The 20,940-nt window shown below is 70.9% G+C and carries 15 protein-coding genes; 10 read left to right on the top strand and 5 right to left on the bottom strand.

The features are described from left to right. The first annotated feature begins 6 nt into the window (after nt 1–6). The 3 genes from QH948_RS09210 to QH948_RS09200 all read left to right on the top strand — a co-directional run bounded on the left by QH948_RS09210 (nt 7) and on the right by QH948_RS09200 (nt 5,295). On the top strand, nt 7–603 hold the full coding sequence (locus QH948_RS09210) for an ATP-dependent Clp protease proteolytic subunit (RefSeq protein ID WP_281144135.1): 597 nt from the start codon (nt 7–9) through the stop codon (nt 601–603). A 142-nt stretch (nt 604–745) separates the two neighbouring features. Next, nucleotides 746–2,026, top strand: coding sequence for an ATP-dependent Clp protease ATP-binding subunit ClpX (gene clpX / locus QH948_RS09205; protein ID WP_281144134.1), 1,281 nt, complete (start codon nt 746–748; stop codon nt 2,024–2,026). Between the two features lie 59 nt (nt 2,027–2,085). Beyond that, nucleotides 2,086–5,295, top strand: coding sequence for a S41 family peptidase (locus QH948_RS09200; RefSeq protein WP_281144133.1), 3,210 nt, complete (start codon nt 2,086–2,088; stop codon nt 5,293–5,295). On the opposite strand, the gene QH948_RS09195 is transcribed toward QH948_RS09200, so the two are convergent. The 3 genes from QH948_RS09195 to QH948_RS09185 form a co-directional block, all read right to left on the bottom strand. Continuing rightward, nucleotides 5,296–6,495: an MFS transporter gene (locus QH948_RS09195; RefSeq protein ID WP_281144132.1), complete on the bottom strand. Its 1,200-nt coding sequence runs from the start codon at nt 6,493–6,495 to the stop codon at nt 5,296–5,298. A gap of 40 nt (nt 6,496–6,535) precedes the next feature. Continuing rightward, nucleotides 6,536–9,094 carry a valine--tRNA ligase gene (gene valS, locus QH948_RS09190; protein ID WP_281144131.1) on the bottom strand — a complete coding sequence of 853 codons (2,559 nt, stop codon included), beginning with the start codon at nt 9,092–9,094 and terminating at the stop codon, nt 6,536–6,538. Between the two features lie 105 nt (nt 9,095–9,199). Continuing rightward, a complete protein-coding gene (locus tag QH948_RS09185; RefSeq protein ID WP_281144130.1) occupies nt 9,200–10,006 on the bottom strand; it encodes a DsbA family protein in 807 nt (268 codons plus the stop codon). A 187-nt stretch (nt 10,007–10,193) separates the two neighbouring features. On the opposite strand from QH948_RS09185, the gene QH948_RS09180 reads away from it, so the two are divergent. The 5 genes from QH948_RS09180 to QH948_RS09160 all read left to right on the top strand — a co-directional run bounded on the left by QH948_RS09180 (nt 10,194) and on the right by QH948_RS09160 (nt 15,294). Beyond that, nucleotides 10,194–11,528, top strand: a complete 1,335-nt coding sequence (locus QH948_RS09180) for a bifunctional folylpolyglutamate synthase/dihydrofolate synthase (protein WP_281144129.1) — start codon at nt 10,194–10,196, stop codon at nt 11,526–11,528. Next, complete coding sequence (locus QH948_RS09175; protein ID WP_281144128.1) at nt 11,525–11,872, top strand: DUF4233 domain-containing protein; 348 nt, start codon at nt 11,525–11,527, stop codon at nt 11,870–11,872. The genes QH948_RS09180 and QH948_RS09175 overlap by 4 nt, the downstream gene beginning before the upstream one ends. Then, nucleotides 11,869–12,276, top strand: a complete 408-nt coding sequence (ndk, locus tag QH948_RS09170; protein WP_281144127.1) for a nucleoside-diphosphate kinase — start codon at nt 11,869–11,871, stop codon at nt 12,274–12,276. The genes QH948_RS09175 and ndk overlap by 4 nt, the downstream gene beginning before the upstream one ends. Nucleotides 12,277–12,391: 115 nt before the next feature. Continuing rightward, a complete protein-coding gene (locus QH948_RS09165; RefSeq protein WP_281144126.1) occupies nt 12,392–13,297 on the top strand; it encodes a CPBP family intramembrane glutamic endopeptidase in 906 nt (301 codons plus the stop codon). Nucleotides 13,298–13,335: 38 nt separating this feature from the next. After that, the gene (locus QH948_RS09160) at nt 13,336–15,294 is read left to right on the top strand and encodes a TIGR03960 family B12-binding radical SAM protein (protein WP_281144125.1); all 1,959 of its coding nucleotides are present in this window, start codon (nt 13,336–13,338) and stop codon (nt 15,292–15,294) included. A 4-nt stretch (nt 15,295–15,298) separates the two neighbouring features. Here the strand turns inward: QH948_RS09160 and QH948_RS09155 are convergent, their stop codons facing one another. Together QH948_RS09155 and QH948_RS09150 are read right to left on the bottom strand one after the other, a co-directional pair. Beyond that, entirely contained in the window at nt 15,299–16,039 is a 741-nt protein-coding gene (locus tag QH948_RS09155) for an alpha/beta fold hydrolase (RefSeq protein WP_281144124.1), read from the bottom strand. Beyond that, on the bottom strand, nt 16,036–17,223 hold the full coding sequence (locus QH948_RS09150) for an MFS transporter (RefSeq protein ID WP_281144123.1): 1,188 nt from the start codon (nt 17,221–17,223) through the stop codon (nt 16,036–16,038). Before QH948_RS09150 ends, QH948_RS09155 begins: the two co-directional genes overlap by 4 nt. A gap of 83 nt (nt 17,224–17,306) precedes the next feature. Here QH948_RS09150 and QH948_RS09145 point away from each other — a divergent pair, with 83 nt between their 5' ends. Together QH948_RS09145 and QH948_RS09140 are read left to right on the top strand one after the other, a co-directional pair. Continuing rightward, a complete protein-coding gene (locus tag QH948_RS09145; RefSeq protein WP_281144122.1) occupies nt 17,307–18,005 on the top strand; it encodes a TIGR03936 family radical SAM-associated protein in 699 nt (232 codons plus the stop codon). A gap of 218 nt (nt 18,006–18,223) precedes the next feature. After that, on the top strand, nt 18,224–20,929 hold the full coding sequence (locus QH948_RS09140) for an Rne/Rng family ribonuclease (protein ID WP_281144121.1): 2,706 nt from the start codon (nt 18,224–18,226) through the stop codon (nt 20,927–20,929). The last annotated feature ends 11 nt before the right edge of the window (nt 20,930–20,940 follow it).

Here is a 20,940-nt window from a genome sequence, read left to right as displayed (position 1 = left end):
GCGGACATGAACTACTACATCCCGCAGTGGGAGGAGCGCACCAGCTACGGCATGCGTCGCGTCGACCCCTACACGAAGCTCTTCGAGGACCGGATCATCTTCCTGGGCACCCCGATCAGCGACGACGTCGCCAACGCCGTGATGGCGCAGCTGCTCTGCCTGCAGTCGATGGACCCGGAGCGTCCGATCTCCATCTACATCAACTCGCCCGGCGGCTCCTTCACCGCGCTGACGGCCATCTACGACACGATGCGCTACATCAAGCCCGACATCCAGACGGTCTGCCTCGGCCAGGCTGCCTCGGCCGCCGCGGTCGTGCTGGCTGCCGGCACGAAGGGCAAGCGCCTCGCGCTGCCGAACTCGCGCATCCTGATCCACCAGCCCGCCACGGAGGGTGGCTACGGCCAGTCCTCCGACCTGGAGATCCAGGCAAACGAGATCCTGCGCATCCGCTCCCTCATGGAGTCGATGCTGGCCTCCGATACCGGCCAGGAGGTGGAGAAGATCAGCCGCGACATCGAGCGCGACAAGTACCTGACCGCTGCCGAGGCAGTCGAGTACGGCATCATCGACGACATCCTTCCCTCGCTGAAGGATCTCTGAGTCACCAGTCGGAGCCGCGTCGGGTCGCCTCTGGGCGGCCGACGCGGCTTCCGTCACCAGATTGTGTCGCCGCCTCGCCCTGGCACCCGGGCAGGTAGGCTGACCGGTAAGCAACCCGATTCCGTGGAGGAGGTGGACCGCAGTGCCGCACATCGGCGAATCGAGCGACCTGTTCAAGTGCAACTTCTGTGGCAAGAGCCAGAAGCAGGTCAAGAAACTGATCGCGGGGCCTGGCGTCTACATCTGTGACGAGTGCATCGGGTTGTGCAACGAGATCATCGAGGAGGAGTTCCCGGAGCAGACCGAATCGGTCCTTGCCACCGAACTCCCCAAGCCGCGCGAGATCCGCGACTTCCTCGACTCCTACGTCATCGGCCAGGAACGGGCCAAGAAGACGCTGTCGGTCGCCGTCTACAACCATTACAAGCGCGTCCAGGCGCTGCAGGAACCGCACGGCCGCCGGGCAGAGGCGGACGACGTCGAGATCGGCAAGTCCAACATCCTGATGATCGGCCCGACCGGCTGCGGCAAGACGTACCTCGCCCAGACGCTGGCCCGGATGCTGAACGTCCCCTTCGCCATGGCCGACGCCACGGCGCTGACCGAGGCCGGCTACGTCGGCGAGGACGTCGAGAACATCCTGCTGAAGCTCATCCAGGCAGCCGACTTCGACATCGCGAAGGCCGAGACGGGCATCATCTACATCGACGAGATCGACAAGGTGGCGCGCAAGTCGGAGAACCCGTCGATCACGCGTGACGTGTCGGGTGAGGGCGTGCAGCAGGCGCTGCTGAAGATCCTCGAGGGCACCGTCGCGTCCGTGCCCCCGCAGGGTGGCCGCAAGCACCCGCACCAGGACTTCCTGCAGATCGACACCACCAAGGTACTGTTCATCGTCGGCGGCGCCTTCTCCGGGCTCGAGGACATCATCAACGCCCGCGTCGGCAAGCGGCCGCTCGGCTTCAACACGTCCTCGCAGAGCCGGACCCCCGAGGCCGATCCCTTCGCCAAGGTGACCCCGGAGGACCTCCACACCTTCGGGCTCATCCCCGAGTTCATCGGCCGACTGCCGATGATGACGAGCGTCTCGCCGCTCGACCACGACGCCCTCGAGAGGATCCTCGTGGAGCCCCGCAACGCGCTGACGCGCCAGTTCGAGAAGCTCTTCGACCTCGACAGCGTCGCACTCAAGTTCACCGACGAAGCCGTCTCCGCCATCGCGGAGAAGGCCCTCGAACGCGGTACCGGCGCGCGCGGCCTGCGCGCCATCCTCGAGGAGCTGCTGCTCGACACCATGTTCGACGTGCCCTCCGAGGAGGACATCGCCCAGGTGGTCGTCACGCGCGAGTCGGTTGAGGGTACCCAGCCCCCGACGCTGGTTCCGCGGGCCAAGCTCGCCCGGCGCCGCGACCTCTCGGCCTGATGCGCTGAGGGGCGAGCGGCCCCGCGAGCCTGTCGCAGGCGCGTTGTAGGCTCGTCCGCATGGCTTACTCCCGCTACCCCCATCTCCACCGCGACAAGGTCGTCTTCGTTGCCGACGAGGACCTGTGGATGGGAGACCTGGGCGGCGGACGGGCGGCGCGGATCACGATGGGGGAGTCCACGCCGGTCAACCCGCGATTCTCCGGCGACGGCACCAGGATCGCGTTTACGGCAACCACCAACGGAGGCTGGGACTGCTACGTCGTCGACCCCGACGGCGGCACCCGCCGCCTCACCTGGCTGAGCGCCCGCCGCATGAAGGTCTCCGGCTGGCTCGACGCCGAGCACATCCTGCTCTGCTCCGACCACGAGGGCATCCACCGCGTCGATGCCTCGCTCTACTCGCTGTCCCTCGACGGCAAGCTCCGCCGCCTGCCCTGGGGCATCGGCACCGCGGCCGCGGTCAGCCCGTCGGGCAAGGTGGCCGTCGCGTCGGCGAACTTCCGCGATCCCTCCGGCTGGAAGCGGTACCGCGGCGGCATGGCGGCGCGCCTCTACGTCTCGGCGGACGGGAAGGGCGACTGGCGCCGGATCCTGCCCGACGCCACTGCCGGCCTGTTCGGGCCCACCTGGATCGGCGAGCGGCTGGTCTTCACCTCCGACCTCGGCGACGCCCCCGACGTGCAGGCCCAGGTCTGGTCCGTCAACGCCCAAGGACGCGATCTGCGACAGCACACCAGCCACACCGCCGCGACCGGCTACGTCCGCGACGCCGTCGGCGACGGGCAGGGGATCGTGTACCACGCCCGCGGACGGCTCTACCACCTGGCGAGCCTGAAGGCCGAGCCCCAGCCGCTCGAGCTGACCGTACCTGTCGGCCGCCCAGCCCCGGTGTCGGTCGCCCCCAGCGACAGGCTCGAGGTCATCGTCCCTGACCACGGCGGCGACTCCTCGCTCGTGGAGTGGCGCGGCGCCGCCTACCTCCTGACGCACCGCGGCGGCCCCGCCCGGGCGCTCGCCGACGTACCCGGCGTGCGAATCCGCGAGCCCCGCTTCCTCGGCCAGAGTGGCCGGGGCATCTGGGTCAGCGACGCAGACGGCGAGGACTGCCTCGAGGTCCGCCACGTCGACGGCAGCGAGAAGGTCCGAAGGCTGGCCGGCGGCAGGCTGGGCCGCGTGCTGGCCATGGAGCCCGCGCCCGTCGGCCCCAAGGTCGCCGTGGGCAGCCACGACGGAACCGTCTACCTCGTCGACACCGGCCGCGGCTCCGTGAAGCGGATCGGCCGCTCCACCGAGGGGGAGCCGACCGGCTTCACCTGGTCCCCGGACGCCCGCTACCTCGTCTGGCGGTCCGCCATCGGCCGCGAGGGCACGCTGGGTAGGCTCGTCGGCTACGACGTGACGGACGACAAGGCGTTCACCCTGACCAGGGGCCAGTTCAACGACTTCTCGCCCACATTCAGCCACGACGGCCGCTACCTCTGCTTCCTGTCCAGCCGGACCATCGACCCTACCTACGACGAGCTGGGCTTCGACCTGTCCTTCACACACACCATCCGGCCCTGGGTCGCGCCGCTGAGCGCCACCGAGCCCGCCCCCTTCGGGCCCGCCGCCGACGGCTGGCCCATCTCCGAGCCCCAGGAAGCAGACGAGAAGTCGGGCGACGAAAAGGGTGGCAAGGAGAACAAGGCGGACGACCAGGAGCCCGCGGTGGTCTTCGATGTGGACGGCTTCGAGGACCGGATGATCCCGCTCCCCGTGCCGTCCGGCCGGTACACGGACCTCCAGGCCACCAAGGACGCCCTCGTCTGGCAGAACCTCCGCTCCGTCGGAGAGCTGGGCGCGGTCCGCGCCGGCGTCGAGGGAGAGGTCAAGGACACCATCGAGCGGTTCTCGTTCAAGACCCGCAAGGGTGCCACGCTCGTGGACGCCTGCGACTCCGCCGCCGTCACGGGCGACGGCGAGCGCCTCGTGGTCCGCAACGGCGAAGAGGTCTGGGTCCAGTCCGCGGAACAGGCTCCAGGAGACGACGAGGATGGCCGCATCCACGTCGACCTCAGCCGGCTCCGTCGCGAACTCGACCCGCGCGCCGAGTGGCGGCAGATGTTCGAGGAGAATGCGCGCCTGATGCGCGACCACTTCTGGCGCGAGGACTTCGACGGCGTCGACTGGGCCGCGGCCGTCAGCCGCTACCGCCCGCTGCTCGACGAGATCACCACGCACGACGACCTGGTGGACGTCCTGTGGGAGTGCGTCGGGGAGCTCAACACCTCGCACGCCTACGTCGACCCGCCCGCTCCCCAGGACCCCGCCCCGCGGGCCGCCTTCCTCGGGGCCGAGTACTCGCGCAACGCCAAGGGGGAGGTCGTGATCGAGCGGGTGCTGCCCGGCGAGACCTCCGACCCGAGCGCCCGCTCGCCGCTGCGCGCCGCCGGCGTCGCCGCTCAGCCCGGCGACGTGATCATCGCCGTCGACGGCCACAGCACCGCCGACGTGCCCCACATCGGGCAACTGCTGCTCGGCGCCGCGGACAAGGTCGTCGAACTGACCATGGCCCACGGCAGGCAGAAGCGCCGCGTCGCGGTCGTGCCCATCGCCCACGAGGCCTCCCTGCGCTACCACGCCTGGGTCTCCGGCCGCGTCGACTATGTCACGGAACACACCGCCGGCCGACTCGGCTACATCCACGTGCCCGACATGGTTGCCAACGGCTGGGCCGAGTTCACCCGCCTGGTGGACGCGGCCATGCGCTGCGAGGGACTGATCGTGGATGTCCGCTTCAACGGCGGCGGCCACACGTCCGAGCTGGTCATCGAGCGGCTCGCCCGCCGGGCCGTCGGCTGGATGGGGGCGCGCCACCACGACGTGCCCATCACATACCCGAGCCAGGCGCGTCGCGGCCCGGTGGTGTTCATCACCAACCCGTTCGCGGGCTCCGACGGCGACATCGTCACCGCGGCCGCGCAGAACCTCGGGCTGGGGCCCGTCGTGGGGGAGCGCAGCTGGGGCGGCGTGGTCGGCATCGACGGCCGGTTCGCACTGGTCGACGGCACCGAGGTCACGCAGCCGCGCTACTGGACCTACTTCGACGGCCAGGGCTTCGGTCTCGAGAACCACGGCGTCGACCCCGACATCCCCGTCGAGGTCGGCCCCGCGGAGTGGGAGTCCGACAGCGACGTGCAGCTCGACGCGGCCATCGCGGAGGCGCTGCGGCTGCTGGAGGCCTCGCCCGCGGTAGCCCCGCCGTCGTTCGACGCTCCCCGTTTCTGATCAGCCGCGCCGCAGCCCCTTCGGCAGCCCGATCCGCCGGCTCCAGGCCAGGATCCACACGGCTCCGAAGGCGGCCAGCGCCGCGCTGGTCAGGATGCCGGCGGACAGGGACGACAGCAGGATCGCCAGGGAGAACAGCGATGGGCCGCCCAGCTTGCCGGTGTTGGTGAACAGCGCCCAGATACCGAGGAACCTCGCCCGGCCGACGGCGGGGCTCAGGTCGGCTCCGATGGTCATGTTGACGCCGGCGCCCAGCCCGTTGCCCACGGCCATCACAACGATGGCGGCGATCAGGCCCGTGAGGCTCGGGGCGAGCACCATCACCGTGAACCCGACGGCGAACGCGCCGAGGCAGGCGAGCAGCACCGCGGAGCGGCCCAGCCGGTCCTTCAGGTAACCGCCGGGGAACATCAGGATCAGCTCCAGCGCCGCGCCCAGCGCGATCAGCAGCGAGATCGCCGACTCGTGCAGCCCGATCTGCACGCCCCACAGCTGCACGGAGACCGGCTGGATCGCGCGGGCCACCGCTAGCGTCGAGATCGACACGCCCGCCAGGACGACCGGGGTCCACGCGACCTCGAGCCGCGGCCGGTGCCCGTCGGCGGCCGGCCGGGGACGCGGTGTGCGCTCCTCCAGGGTCCGGGCGACGGGCAGCGAGAGCACGACGATCGCCGCGATGCCGCAACAGGCGGAGAACACGAAGACCGACCACATCGGGAAGAGGTAGAGCAGCCCGGCGCTCGCGATCGGCCCGACGAGCGTGCCGACGCGCATGCACCCGCCGAGCGACGTCATGGCCCGCCCCAGGTCCGCCGGCGCGACCGTCTCCGCGACGACCGCCTGGCGGGCGAGGTTCCACACGTCAGAGATGGGTGCGAGCAGCATCAGGCCGGCGGTGTAGAGCGCAAGCGAGGCCGCCGAATGCCAGGCCAGGGCGACGACGATGGCGCCGAACAAGAACACCGAGGCGATCGTCGCGGCGTACATCGCGCGCGTGTCGCCGAGGCGGTCGATCATGATGCCCGCCGGGACGGCCAGGCACAGCGACACCGCGCCCATCAGGCCGACGAGGATCGCGGCGAAGGACTCGCTCGCGCCGACTCCCAGCGCCGCCAGCACCAGCACAGGGGTCAGCGCCCCCATCGAGACGGCGAACAGCAGCGACGGAATGAGGACCGGCCACAGGATCTGCCTGAACATCGTCAGCGGATCCTGTGGCCGGTGGTGGTGCGCGCGGGGATCAGGCCTCGGGGGCGACGAGCTCGACGTCGACCGTCAGCGGCTGCTCCGACGTGGTCCAGGTGACCTCGCCGACCAGGCGGCCGACGGCGCGCAGGTCGGGCTCGATCGCCTCCAGCCGCGCCAGGACGTCGGCCGGGCCGGAGAACGCGGCGCGGGACGCCTCGGTCTTCATCGACACCTTCGCGGTGGACTTCGCGCCGCGGATCGCGATCAGCGCCGAGGCGACGTCGGCCAGCAGCGAGGGGTCACCGTCGACGGCCAGCTCGTCGGCCTTCGGCCAGGCGGAGCGATGGATGGACGAGTCGTTGGTCCACCGCCACACCTCCTCGGTGACGAAGGGCAGGAACGGCGCGAACAGGCGCAGCTGCACGTCGAGGGCCAGTGCCAGGGCGGCCTGGGCGGACGCCTTCTCCGCGTCGTCGCCCGTGTAGGCGCGCTCCTTGACGAGCTCGAGGTAGTCATCGCAGAAGGACCAGAAGAACGACTCGGTCGCCTCGAGGGCGCCGGTGTAGTCAAAGTCCTCGAAGGAGGCGGTCGCCTGCTCGACGATTCCCCGTAGCGCCGCCAGCAGCGCCTTGTCGACGGGGTTCGTCACGGCGGCCACGCCACCGGGGGCCTCGGCCAGCGACAGCACGAACCTGCCGGCGTTCAGGACCTTCATCGCGAGGCGGCGGCCGACCTTCATCTGCGACTCGTCGAACGGCGAGTCCAGTCCCGGGCGGGCCATCGCGGCGCGCCAGCGCACGGCGTCGGAGCCGAACTTGTCGAGGATGTGCGTCGGCACGACGACATTGCCCTTGGACTTGCTCATCTTCTTGCGGTCGGGGTCGACCACGAAGCCCGAGATCGTGGCGCGCTTCCACGGCAGCGAGCCGTTCTCGAAGTGCGCCCTGACGACACGGGAGAACAGCCAGGTGCGGATGATGTCGTGCGCCTGTGGGGCGATGTCCATCGGGAACGTGAGGTTGAACAGCTCCTCGTCGCGCTCCCAGGCGGTGGCGATCTGCGGCGTCAGGGAGCTGGTGGCCCAGGTGTCCATGACGTCGGGGTCGGCCGCGAAGCCGCCCGGCTGGTTGCGCTGCTCCGCAGTGAACCCCGCGGGGACGTCCGACATGGGGTCGACGGGCAGCGACGACTCTTCTGGCACGATCGGGCTGTCGTAGTCCGGCTCGCCCTCGGCATCCAGGCGGTACCAGATCGGGAACGGCACGCCGAAGAAGCGCTGACGCGAGATCAGCCAGTCGCCGTTGAGTCCCGAGACCCAGTTCTCGTAGCGGTGGCGCATGTGCTCGGGCGTCCAGGCGAGCTCCTCGCCGCGGGCGAGGAACGTCCTCTTGAGTTCCTCGGAGCGGCCGCCGTTGGTGATGTACCACTGGCGGGTGGCGACGATCTCGAGCGGCTTGTCGCCCTTCTCGTAGAAGTTCGCCATGCGGGACGTGGGCTTCGGCTCGCCGTCCAGGTCGCCCGCCTCGCGCAGCGCCGCCACGGTGGCCTCGCGGGCCGAGAACGTCGTCTTGCCGGCGATGGCCTCGTAGGCCTCGGCGTTGACGACCCAGTCGGGGGTCTCGCGCTGCAGGCGGCCGTCGCGGCCGATCACCGTGCGGGTCGGGAGGTTGAGCTCGCGCCACCAGGTGACGTCGGTCAGGTCGCCGAAGGTGCAGCACATCGCGATGCCGGCGCCCTTGTCGGGCTCGGCGGCCGGGTGCGCAAGCACCGGAATCTCCACGCCGAAGAGCGGGGAGATGACCGTGGTGCCGAACAGGTCCTTGTACCGCTCGTCGTCCGGGTGGGCGATGAGCGCGCAGACGCTGACCAGCAGCTCGGGGCGTGTGGTCTCGATGTGGACGGGCGTGCCGTCGGCCTTGCGGAACGCGACGCGGTGGTAGGCGCCGGGGTACTCGCGGGCCTCCAGCTCCGCCTGAGCCACCGCGGTGTGGAACGTGACGTCCCACAGCGTCGGGGCGTAGCTGAGGTAGGCCTCGCCGCGGGAGTAGTTCCTCAGGAACGCCTTCTGCGCCACGGCCTGGGACTCGGCCGAGATCGTCGTGTAGAGAGTGTCCCAGTCGACCGAGAGGCCGAGCTGGCGCCACAGGTCCTCGAACGCCTGCTCGTCGACCTTGGTCAGCTCGTGACACAGCTCGATGAAGTTGCGGCGGCTGATGGCCACCTGGCGCTTCGGGTCGGGCTTGGCGGGGGGTTGGAAGTCGGGGTCGTACGGGATCGATGGGTCGCAGCGGACGCCGTAGAAGTTCTGCACGCGACGCTCGGTGGGCAGGCCGTTGTCGTCCCAGCCCATCGGGTAGAACACCTCCTTGCCGGTCATACGCTGGTAGCGTGCGACGGTGTCGGTGTGTGTGTAGCTGAAGACGTGACCGACGTGCAGCGAGCCGGAGACGGTCGGCGGCGGCGTGTCGATGGAGAACACCTGCTCGCGGCTGGCGGGGCGCCGGAAGGCGTAGGTGCCCTCCTCCGCCCATACCTGTCCCCACTTGGCTTCGAGGCCTTCGAGGACGGGCTTTGCGGGCAGGGCGCGGCTGGGCGCGGGGGTGTCGGTCATGGTGCCAATCTTAGTGAGCGGCCGCGCGGCACTGAAACCGCCCGGGACGGATGAACAGGCGACGAGGGCCCCGCCGGTCGCGGGGCCCTCGTCGGTGCTGGAGGATCAGAAGTCGTTGTTGCGGTCGCCGGCCTCCCAGGCCTCGTTGACGGCAGCCATGAACGACTCCTCGGTGGGCTGGATCAGGGCGTTGCCCGCGTCGTCGGTGAACTCGAGCTTGGTGCCGGCCACGAGATAGGTCGGCGTCGAGCCGATCTGGTCGGTCGTGAACCTCTCGGCGGCCTCGGTCACCCAGGTCTCGAAAGCGCGGGTGTCGAAGAGCTCCTGGAACTTCGTCAGGTCGTCGCCCGTGATGCCGGCCTGCTCCGCGAAGTCGACCCGCAGCTGCTCGTCGGTGAACCCGACGCCCTCCTCGGGCTGGTTGGCGTAGACGACGTCGTGGTACTCGGCGAACTTCCCGACGGCGTCGGCGGCGGCGGCGGCCAGTGCCGCGCGGTGCGAGTCGTCACCGCTCGTGCCGTCCAGGAACGTCGCGGTGCGGACCTCGATCGTGATCTTCCCGTCGGCGGCAAGCTGGTGGAACGTCGAGCCGTAGGTGTCCTCGTAGACCTTGCACCAGGGGCACTGGAAGTCCTCCCAGACCACGAGGTGCGGGACGTCGTCGGAGGGCTCCACGCCGTTGTACAGGATGCCGTGGTTGGCCGTGGCGTTGGGCGGCGTCTGCTGCTCGGCGGTCACCTCGACGCGCGAGGTGAGCGCCTGCACGATGACGATGGCCAGCACGACAACCACGGTCACCACCGCCAGCCCGATGCCCGCGCCGAGGATGCGCCGGTTGCGCTTGTTGCGCTCCTCGAGTTCCTGCTGCTGCCGCAGCGCGGCGCGCTTGCTCAGCGACGAGTTGTTGGCCATGGGCGTAGCTCCTGAAAGTTCGGCGGTCGGGGCCATCTTAGGTGGCGTCCATAAAGATGGAAAGTTCAACTAGTTGGTGCGGTGGTCGTCCGCGTCGGAGACCTCCATCTGCTGTCGACGACAATGCGATGTCGTGGTTCAGTTCCGTGCCGGCCGGTTCTGCCGGGCGGCTAGTCTTGGCCCCACCATGACCCAATCGACGCACGCAGAGCTCGTTGCAGAGCTGACCAGCCGCTGGCCCGAGCACCGGGTCGCCCCCGGCCTCGGCCGCATCTCCGCGCTGATGGAACTCCTCGGCGACCCGCAGCGGGCCACCCCCGTGATCCAGGTCGCGGGCACCAACGGCAAGGGCAGCACGGCCATCATGATCGAGACGCTGCTGCGCGCCGCGGGGCTGCGCACCGGCCGCTTCGCGAGCCCGCACCTGACCGACGTGCGCGAGCGCATCGTCATCGACGGCGAGCCCATCTCCGTCGAGCGCTTCGACGAGGTCTGGCACGACATCGAGCCCTACGTCGCCATGGTCGACGAGCAGCAGATCGACGGGGTCGCCATGACCTTTTTCGAGGTCATCACGGGCATGGCCTACGCCGCCTTCGCCGACGCACCCGTCGACGTCGCGGTCATGGAGGTCGGCCTCGGCGGACGCTGGGACGCCACGAGCGTCGCGGACGCCACCATCGCCGTCGTCGCCCCCATCGGGTTGGACCACACGCACATCCTCGGCAACACCATCGCGGAGATCGCGGGGGAGAAGGCCGGCGTCATCAAGGAGGGCGGCACCGCCGTCCTCGCCGGCCAGGATCCAGAGGCCGCGCGGGTGCTGCTCAACCGCGCCGTCGAGGTCGGCGCCCCCATCAAGGCGGAGGGCCCCGACTTCGGGCTCCTCTCGAGGCAGCTCGCGGTCGGCGGCCAGCTCCTGCGGCTCGAGACCACCGGCGGCCCCGTCGCCGACGTGTTCCTCCCCCTCTACGGCGAGCACATGGCCCGCAACGCGGCGCTCGCCGTCGCGGCGGTGGAGGCCTTCCTCGGGTCGCAGCCGCTCAACCCCGAGATCATCGTCGAGGGACTCGGAGCCGTCGAGGCTCCCGCCCGCCTGCAGCTGGCCCGCACCTCGCCGCCCATCGTCGTCGACACGGCCCACAACCCGCAGGCCGCGCGCGTCACCATCGACGCGCTGACCGAGAGCTTCGACTTCGCGCCCGTCATCGGTGTCGTCGCCATGATGAGCGACAAGGACGCCACCGGGGTGCTGGAGATCTTCGCCGAACGGATGGACCAGGTGGTCATCACGAAGGTGTCCTCCACGCCGCGGGCGCGCAGCGTCGACGACCTGGCCGCCGTGGCCGAGACGGTGTGGCGCACCGAGCAGGTCCACCGGGCGGGCACGATCGCGGAGGCGATCGACCTCGCCGTGATGCTCGCCGACACGGCCGACGGCCAGGCGGGCGTGCTCGTCGCCGGGTCCGTCATCGCGGCCGGGGAGGCACTCGAGCTGCTCGCCACCGGGGAGGACTCGTGACGCTGGACCCGAAGAGCCCGATGCACATGCCTGCCATGGGCACGCTCATCTGCCAGGTGATCGTCATCTGGCTCGGCTACATCGGCATGATCCAGGTCTCCGGCGTCTCCATGGGGACGGGAGCGGCCTGGTGTGCCGTGGCGACGGTCCTCTGCCTCGTCGGCGTCGTCGGCCTGAGGAGGCGGTGGGGTTACCTGGTCGGCTGGGCCGCCCAGGTCGTGACGATCGGACTTGGCCTCCTGACCCCGTGGATGTACGCCATGGGCATCATCTTCGCCCTCATCTGGGCGTCGTGCGTCGTGCTCGGACGGCGCCTCGAGACCCGACAGGAGGCTGCCCAGTGACGCAGCGGACCTTCATCATCATCAAGCCCGACGCGGTGTCGGCGGGCAACGTCGGCGACATCCTCGCGCGCTACGAGCGCGAGGGGCTCGTCATCGAGGCGCTGAGCCTGCGCACGATCGACGACGACTTCGCCGACCGCCATTACCACGAGCACGTCGGGCGCGAGTACTACGCGCCGCTGCGCGACTTCATGACCTCAGGCCCGCTGGTGGCCGCCGTGGTCAGCGGCGACGACGCGGTCGCCCGCGTCCGGGTGCTGCACGGCGCCACCGACCCGGCGAAGGCGGCACCCGGCACCATCCGGGCCCAGTTCGCCACCTCCACGCGTCACAACGCGGTGCACGCCTCCGATTCCCAGGGCTCCGCGGACGCCGAGATCGCGCTCTGGTTCCCGGGCCTCTGACGTGACGGACCCGCAGACTCCCCCTTCGTACGGCCCGCCCCCGCAGTGGGCGCCGCCCGCGTGGCCGCCGCCCGTGGTGGCCGCGCCCGCCCCTCCGCCCCTGCCTCCTGCCCCCGTGCTGCCTGTCACGCCGACGCGTTACCCGCAGTTCTGGCGCGCCCCCGGCCTGCCCGCCTGGCGCCCGATCGTCGCGGCGCTGGTCGGCGCGGCCATGTTCCTCCTGGTCAGCACGGTCGTGACGCTGGTCGCAGTCTTCGTCGAGGCCTACATGACCGGCACCGACCTCATCGAACTCATCGAGTCGATGGCCGGGGGGTCCTTCACGCCCGGCATCGTCTTCGCCAACAGCCTGGGCCTTGCCCTGCTCGTCCCCGTCGCTTTCCTGCTCGGCCGGATCGCGGGCCAGCGGCCCGGCTACCTGAGCAGCGTCGTCGGCCACTTCCGCTGGCGCTGGTTCTGGCCGGCGGTCGGCGTGGCGCTCGTCGGCATCGCCCTCTACACGGGGATCTCCGTGCTCATCGACGGCGTCGACTCGCTCGGCCTGCAGGTCTTCCCCTACTCCTGGTGGCTGTTCCTCGGCCTGATGCTCGTCACCCCGTTCCAGGCCGCCGCTGAGGAGTACCTGCTGCGCGGCGTCCTGCTCCGGACCGTCGGCTCCTGGATCCCGTCCGACCGCGTCGCCTTCGTCGTCGCGGCGGTCGTCAGCTCCGGCGTGTTCATGTCGCTGCATGCCGCGAGCGACCCGTGGCTCAACGTCTTCTACTTCACCATGGGCATGCTGCTCGCCTGGCTGACCTGGCGCACCGGAGGGCTGGAGGCCGCCGTGGCGGTGCACGTGGCGAACAACATGATCGGCATGGCCTTCGTCCCGTTCCAGGACATCGACGCGCTCTTCGACCGGGGCGAGGGCGCCGGCAGCCCGGCCGTGCTGATCCAGCTGGTCTTCGTCGCGGCGATCGTCGTCGTGGTCGAACTCATGGCCCGCAGGCGCGGGATCGAGGCCGCCGGCCCTCGTCAGTGAGGAACTGACGGTACGCGCGGGTTATCCTTGTCCGCGCTATGACTGACACCCCCACCCGCCCCACGCACTCCACCTTCGACGCGCTGGAGCCTCTGCTCGCGCGTGTCAGCAAGCCGATCCAGTACGTCGGAGGCGAGCACAACTGCGTCGTCAAGGACTGGGACGCCACCCAGGTCCGCTGGTGCCTCGCGTACCCCGACGCCTACGAGGTCGGCCAGCCCAACCAGGGCGTCGCGATCCTCTACGAGGTGCTCAACGAGCGCGACTGGATCCTCGCCGAGCGCACCTACGCGGTGTGGCCGGACATGGAGAAGGAGCTGCGCGAGGCGCGCGTCAGCCAGTTCACACTCGACGCGCACCGCCCCGTCGGGATCTTCGACGTGCTGGGCGTGTCATTCTCCACCGAGCTCGGCTACACCAACCTGCTGAGCATCCTCGACCTGTCGGGGATCCCGCTGCACTCCGAGGACCGCGGCGACGGGCACCCGATCGTGGTGGCCGGCGGGCACGCGGCCTTCAACCCGGAGCCCATCTCCGATTTCATCGACGTGGCCGTGCTCGGCGACGGCGAGGAGGCCTCGCTGCTGATCTCCGACATCGTCCGGGAGTGGAAGGACGACGGCTGCGAGGACGGCCGCGACGGGCTGCTGATGCGCCTCGCCCTGACCGGCTCCTTCTACGTCCCCCGGTTCTACGACGTGGACTACCTCGACGACGGCCGCATCCAGCGGGTCGCGCCGAACCGGCCCGGCGTGCCATTCCAGGTCCGCAAGCACACGCTGATGGACCTCGATCTGTGGCCGTACCCGAAGAAGCCCATCGTCCCCATGGCCGAGACCGTGCACGAGCGCTACTCGGTCGAGATCTTCCGCGGCTGCACGCGCGGCTGCCGCTTCTGCCAGGCCGGCATGATCACCCGCCCGGTGCGCGAGCGCAACATCGAGACCATCGGCGCCATGGTCGCCAGCGGCCTGAAGGCCACCGGGCTGGAGGAGATCGGCTTACTGTCGCTCAGCTCGGCCGACCACTCCGAGATCGCCGAGGTCACGAAGGAACTGGCCGACCGCTACGAGGGCACCAACGTGTCCCTCTCGCTGCCGTCCACCCGCGTCGACGCATTCAACATCGATCTGGCCAACGAGCTGAGCCGCAACGGTCGCCGCTCCGGCCTGACGTTCGCGCCCGAGGGCGGCTCCGAGCGCATGCGCAAGGTCATCAACAAGATGGTGACCGAGGACGACCTGATCGACACGGTCGCCGCAGCCTTCTCGTCCGGCTGGCGCCAGGTCAAGCTCTATTTCATGTGCGGGCTGCCGACCGAGACCGACGAGGACGTGCTGGCCATCGCGAAGATGGCCACCCGCGTGATCGACACCGGCCGCAAGGCCGCCGGCACGCGCGACGTCCGCTGTACCATCTCCATCGGCGGGTTCGTGCCGAAGGCCCACACCCCCTTCCAGTGGGCGGGCCAGGCAAGCGCCGAGACCATCGACCACCGTCTGCAGATCCTCCGCGAGGCCATCCGCGAGGACCGCAACTACGGCAAGGCCATCGGCATGCGCTACCACGACGGCAAGCCCGGCGTCATCGAGGGCCTGCTGTCCCGCGGCGACCGCCGCATCGGCCGCGTCATCGAACGCGTGTGGCGCGAGGGCGGCAAGTTCGACGGCTGGAGCGAGCACTTCAGCTTCGAACGCTGGACCACCGCCGCGGCCGAGGAGCTCGCCCCCTTCGGCGTCGACCTCGCCTGGTACACCACCCGCGAGCGCGGCTACGAGGAGGTCCTCCCCTGGGACCACCTCGACGCGGGCCTCGACCGCGACTGGATGTGGGAGGACTGGCAGGACGCCCTCGACGGCCGCGAGGTCGAGGACTGCCGCTGGACCCCCTGCTACGACTGCGGTGTGTGCCCGCAGATGGACACCGAGATCCAGATCGGCCCCACCGGCCGCACGCTGCTGCCGCTGACCGTGGTGAAGCCGGACCTGTCGGCCTGACGGCTCACAACCCGGCGAGGAACTCCTCGACGGCGCCGTAGAACGCCTCGGGCCGGTCGCGGCGCACGCAGTGGCCCGCGCCCGGCACCTCGGCGACCCGGACGAGATCGCCGGGGATCAGCTCGGGGTCCGGGGCCATCGGGCCGTCGACGGGCACCAGGACGAGGGTGGGCGTGGCCAGCCGGTCGAACAGGCCCGTCTCCCAGCCCATCCGGCCGAGCGTCAGCCCACCCGCGAGGTAGCCGAGGTCGACGCGCTCCTTGGACTTGGCCCAGGCCAGCAGCTCCTGGCCGCTCCACGTCGACTCCGCGGCCTGCCGCGCGATCGCCGCGCCCGGGTTGGCGACGACCGACTCCACGAACGGCAGGAACTCGGTGTCCTCGCCCGGGCGAGGCTTGGCGGGATCCTCCAGCACGAGCGCCCGGACCTTCTCCGGGACCCGGAGGGCGGCGCGGGCGGCCATCAGGCCGCCGAGCGAGTGCCCGACCAGCACGACGGGGGAGTCCTGCTCCTCCAGCACGGCGACGAGGTCGTCCTCCAGGATCTCCGCGGTGTGGGCCAGCTCGTCGGGCCGGAAGCGCGGCGAGGCGCCGTGTCCCCGCTGGTCGACGGCCAGCAGCCGCCAGTCGTCGCCCCAGCGTTCGACGGCGTCGGGCCAGGCCGTGCCGTCGTCGGAGAGGCCGTGCACCAGGACCATAGTCGGCGCGTCGTCGCGGCCGTACGTGTGGACGGTGAGTTCGCTCATGCGCCCCAACGTAGCTGGTCCTCGATGACGATCGGCCGGCAGGCGTAGAGGCCGGCGATCACCATGGGGATGCAGAGCGCCAGCTGCAGGCCGATCGGCGCGACCCAGCCGCCGGTGACCTGGTGCAGGATGCCGAAGGACAGCGGCCCGACCGTCGCGATGGCGTAGCCGACGGCCTGCGCGAAGCCGCTCAGCGCGGCTGTCGCGGCCGGCGTGGTGGCGCGGGTGCCGAACAGTGCCAGGATCAGCGGGAACGACGTGGTGCCGAGCGCCAGGAACACCGCCCACAGCCAGGGGACGGTCGTCGGCGCGCTCAGCAGCCCCACGTAGCCCATCACCAGGAAGCACATGATGACCAGGAAGAGCCGCCCGGGGTTCCGCGCGCGCGCCACATAGGCCGGGATCAGGAACGCGGGGATCACGCCGACGCCCGTCGCGATGCCCAGCATCAGCCCGGCCTCCACCTCACTCAGGCCGGCGCCGCGGTAGACCGACGGCAGCCAGCCGAAGATCGAGTAGGCCTGCGCCGACTGGATGCCGAAGAACACCGCCATGGCCCAGCCGAGCGGCGTGCGGGCCACGCGTGCCAGCGACACCGGCTTTCCCGTGGACCCGGTCGCGGAGCGCCCGCGCAGCAGCAGCGGCAGCCAGCACAGCAGGGCGAGGGCGGCGGCGACGATGCCCGCCGACAGGGCGGCGCGCCATCCTCCCAGCGCGTTCGCCAGCGGCACGGTCACGCTGCTCGCGGCGGTCAGGCCCAGCGACAGGGTGAGGGAGTAGAGCGACGTCGCCAGCGCGATCCGGTCCGGGTAGTGGAGACGCACCAGGGTCGGCATCAGCACGTTGGCCAGCGCCATGCCCGCCAGCGCCAGCATCGACCAGCCGAGGAAGAGGGTCCCCGAGGGTGCCAGCACGCGCCCCGTCTGGCCCACGACGAGGGCCCCCAGCGCGAGCGCGATCGTCCACGACAGGCCGAGCCGCTGCGAGATCCAGGGAGCCGCGGCGCCGAAGACGGCGAAGCAGATGGTCGGCAGGGACGTGAGCAGCCCGGCGGTGGCGCCGCTGAGGCCGAGGTCGACGGTGATCTCGGTCAGCACCGGGCCGATCGACGAGGCGACCGGGCGCAGGTTGAAGGCCAACGCCAGGATCGCCACGAGGGGCCACCACCGTCTGAGCCAGGTCATCGTCGTGGGTCTCTTCTCGTTGGGGGACGGAACCACGTCACCCTATCCCCGTCGTCGGGCAGCGCCCAGTTACACTTCACGCCGTGGGAAATCGACAGCCGCCGGTCCAGCAGGCCCCGCCTGCGCAGAAGCTCCGCCTCCGCTACGCCAAGCGCGGGCCCGGCCGGTTCACGTCGCACCGCGACTTCGGGCGCGCCCTCGAGCGTGCCCTCCGGCGCGCCGAGATCCCGATGGCCTACTCGTCCGGCTTCAACCCGCATCCCCGCATCTCCTACGCCAACGCGGCGCCCACGTCCGCCGCGTCGGAGGCCGAGTACGTCGAGCTGGGGCTGAGGGAGGTCTGCGACCCGGCCAAGATCGTCGCGGCCCTCAACGAGGTGCTCCCCACGGGGTTCGTCGTGCTGGCCGCGGCCGACGCAGTCAAAGCTTCCCTCGGCGACCTCCTCCAGGCCTCCGACTGGGTGCTGAAGGTCGCCGACGCGGAGCCGGGCGTGCTCGCCGGGGCGGTGGCCGGACTCCTGGCGCGGGACGAGTTCCCCGTCGAGCGCATGACGAAGAACGGGCTGCGCAGCTTCGACGTGCGGTCGGCGATCATCTCGCTGGAGGCCGCTGACGACGAGACGCTCCGGCTCCGGTCGATCCACCAGACGCCACTGGTGCGGCCCGACGACGTCATGACGGCCCTGCGGATGATCGACGACCGCGTGCCGCAGCAGGCGCTGCTGACCCGCCTCGTGCAGGGTCCGCTCCGCGACGGCGAGATCGGCGACCCACTCAGCTGAGGGGTGAAATCGGCGGGACCCGCCGGTCACAGATGGCGCCTTTTTGGTGACTTGTGAGAGAATGACCCGTAGGTCAGGGCACCTCCCGGTGCCACCAGGGGCGGCGGGAACCGCACCGCGGCAAGCGTGCCGCGACTCTTCACCCGCTCCGGTCGACCGTCAGTCTTAGCGCACAGCTCGCTGTGCCAGGTCCGCGCGTTCGCGCGTTAAGGAGCCGCATGCTCGACACGGAAAACGGTCCGGAAATCACAGCACCGACCACCCCCACCCGTCGCCGCAGGGCAGCCGCCCGACCGGCCGGGGCCCCCGTCAAGGTCGAGACCCCCGCCCAGCCCGAGGTCACCGTGCAGCCCGAGGCCCCCGCGGTCGAGGCGCCCGACGCGGCCCCCGAGGAGGACCTCACCCCGAGGCGCCGCCGCGCCAGCACCAGGGTCGCTGAGCCCGCCGGCCGCCGACGTCGCGTGCAGGTCGCCGACGAGACCCCCGCCGATCAGGCCGAGGCCCCCGCGGACACGGCGCCCGAGGCCGCGGCCGACGACGCCCCCGCCGAGCCCGTGAAGAAGCCCGCGCGCCGTCGCGCCACCCGCCAGAGCGCCCCCGCCGAGAAGGCCCCGGCACCCGAGGCGCCCGCCGCGGTCGAGGCGCCGGCCCCCGAGGCCGTGGCCGAGCCCGTCGTCGAGGAGACCCCCGCGGTCGTCGCCGAGCCCGCCGAGACGAAGCCTGCCCGCCGCCGTCGTGCCGCCTCCCGGCCCGCCGCGGCTCCGGAGCCTGTCGCGGCTCCCGCCGACGAGGTCGTCGCACCTGAGCCCGCCGCCACCCCGGAGCCCGAGGCCGTTCCCGAGCCGGTGACCGAGGCCGAACCCGCCCGCGAGGCGCCCCGCGCCCGCCGTCGCCGGGCCGCACGACCCGCTGCAGCGCCCGAGCCCGCCGCCGAGGCGGACGAGTCAGATCCCATCGGCGCCGCGCTGCGCGAGGCCGAAAAGCTCGCCGAGGCCCGCAAGGCCGTGCTCGCCGACCCCTTCATGACTGCAGAGGCCCGCGCGGCCGAGCTGGCCGCGCTCGCCGGCGCCATCGCCGGTGGCGACGATGAGGACGAGGACGAGGAGACCGCCGAGGCCGACTCCGACGAGGAGTCCGCGGACGCCGATGCCGACGCCGAGGAATCCGAGGACTCCGAGGAGAACGAGGACGAGGATGCCGACGCGGAGGAGTCCGACGCGCGCCCGTCGCGCCGCCGTCGCCGCCGGGGCGGCCGCCGCCGCCGCCGCTCCGACTCCCGCGACGACGGCGAGGGCGAGCAGGGCGACGACACGGACGAGTCCGACGAGTCCCCCGACGAGCAGGGCACCGATACCGACGCCGAGGGCGAGCCCGACGGCGAGTCCGAGTCGTCGGACGAGGGCGGCACAACCACCCGTCGTCGTCGCCGCCGCCGCCGTCGTGGCGAGGGCGAGTCCCACGGCACCGGCGACGACGAGATCACCGGCATCGAGGGATCGACCCGTATGGAGGCCAAGCGGCAGCGCCGCAAGGAGTCCCGCGCCGCGGGACGCCGCCGGGCCCCGATCCTCAGCGAGGCCGAGTTCCTGGCCCGCCGCGAGTCCGTCGACCGACGCCTCCTGATCCGCCAGAAGGAGGAGTACACCCAGCTGGCGGTCATCGAGGACGACATCCTGGTCGAGCACTACGTCGACAAGGCCTCGGCCACGTCGCTGATCGGCAACATCTACCTCGGCAAGGTGCAGAACGTGCTGCCGAGCATGGAGGCCGCCTTCATCGACATCGGCCGTGGCCGCAACGCCGTGCTCTACGCGGGAGAGGTCGACTGGGCCTCCTTCAACGTCACCGGCGAGGACCGCAAGGTCGAGAAGGTGCTCAAGTCCGGCCAGAGCGTCCTCGTGCAGGTCACGAAGGACCCCGTCGGCGCGAAGGGTGCCCGCCTGACGGCGCACATCTCGCTGCCCGGCCGCTACATCGTCTACTCGCCGGGCGGCCACCTGTCCGGCATCTCCCGCAAGCTGCCCGACACCGAGCGTCACCGCCTGCGCACCGTGCTCGGCCACCTGATCTCCGACGAGGAGTCCGTGATCGTGCGGACGGCCGCCGAGGGCGTCAGCGAGGACGAGCTGGTGCGCGACGTCAACCGGCTGAAGGCGCAGTGGGAGGTCATCGAGAAGAAGTCGAAGCAGGGCGGCGCCCCGCAGGCCCTCTACTCGGAGCCCGACCTGACCCTGCGCATCGTCCGTGACCTCTTCACCGAGGACTTCGGCCACCTGATCGTCCAGGGCAACGGCTCTCAGGAGGACTCCTACGAGGCCATCGCCGCCTACGTGGACCACGTCGCCCCGCACCTGAAGGACCGCCTCGAGAAGTTCGAGGTCGGCGACGACGGCCACGACCTGTTCGCGCAGTACAAGGTCGACGATCAGATCGCGAAGGCGCTCGACCGGAAGGTCTACCTCCCGTCCGGCGGATCGCTCGTCATCGACCGTACCGAGGCCATGACCGTCATCGACGTCAACACCGGCCGCTTCACCGGCTCGGCGGGCAACCTCGAGGCGACCGTCACCTCCAACAACCTGGAGGCGGCCGAGGAGATCGTCCGCCAGCTGAGGCTCCGCGACATCGGCGGCATCATCGTGATCGACTTCATCGACATGGTGCTCCCGAGCAACCGGGACCTGCTGCTGCGTCGTCTCGTCGAGTGCCTCGGCCGCGACCGGACACGCCATCAGGTCGCCGAGGTCACGAGCCTCGGCCTCGTGCAGCTGACCCGCAAGAAGATCGGCACGGGGCTGGCGGAGGCCTTCACCGAGCCGTGCGAGCACTGCCACGGGGCCGGCTACCTGCGCTTCGACGAGCCCGTCGACTCGCAGGCCCCCGCAGACGGTGGCGAGCGGAAGCCCCGCCGCCGCAGGAAGTGAGGGTCGCGCCC

Source organism: Tessaracoccus lacteus, assembly GCF_029917005.1.
In the GTDB taxonomy this organism is placed as follows: Bacteria; Actinomycetota; Actinomycetes; order Propionibacteriales; family Propionibacteriaceae; genus Arachnia; species Arachnia lactea.
The sequence above is the reverse complement of the archived record's forward strand: the minus strand, read 5'-3'. Positions and strand labels throughout refer to the sequence as shown.

Excerpts from the sequence above, each read along its gene's own strand:
- QH948_RS09140 (WP_281144121.1), top strand. The coding sequence starts at position 18,224 with ATGCTCGACACGGAAAACGGTCCGGAAATCACAGCACCGACCACCCCC.
- QH948_RS09155 (WP_281144124.1), bottom strand. The coding sequence starts at position 16,039 with ATGAGCGAACTCACCGTCCACACGTACGGCCGCGACGACGCGCCGACT.
- QH948_RS09195 (WP_281144132.1), bottom strand. The coding sequence starts at position 6,495 with ATGTTCAGGCAGATCCTGTGGCCGGTCCTCATTCCGTCGCTGCTGTTC.
- QH948_RS09185 (WP_281144130.1), bottom strand. The coding sequence starts at position 10,006 with ATGGCCAACAACTCGTCGCTGAGCAAGCGCGCCGCGCTGCGGCAGCAG.
- QH948_RS09150 (WP_281144123.1), bottom strand. The coding sequence starts at position 17,223 with ATGACCTGGCTCAGACGGTGGTGGCCCCTCGTGGCGATCCTGGCGTTG.
- QH948_RS09210 (WP_281144135.1), top strand. The coding sequence starts at position 7 with ATGAACTACTACATCCCGCAGTGGGAGGAGCGCACCAGCTACGGCATG.
- QH948_RS09200 (WP_281144133.1), top strand. The coding sequence starts at position 2,086 with ATGGCTTACTCCCGCTACCCCCATCTCCACCGCGACAAGGTCGTCTTC.
- valS (WP_281144131.1), bottom strand. The coding sequence starts at position 9,094 with ATGACCGACACCCCCGCGCCCAGCCGCGCCCTGCCCGCAAAGCCCGTC.
- QH948_RS09180 (WP_281144129.1), top strand. The coding sequence starts at position 10,194 with ATGACCCAATCGACGCACGCAGAGCTCGTTGCAGAGCTGACCAGCCGC.
- QH948_RS09160 (WP_281144125.1), top strand. The coding sequence starts at position 13,336 with ATGACTGACACCCCCACCCGCCCCACGCACTCCACCTTCGACGCGCTG.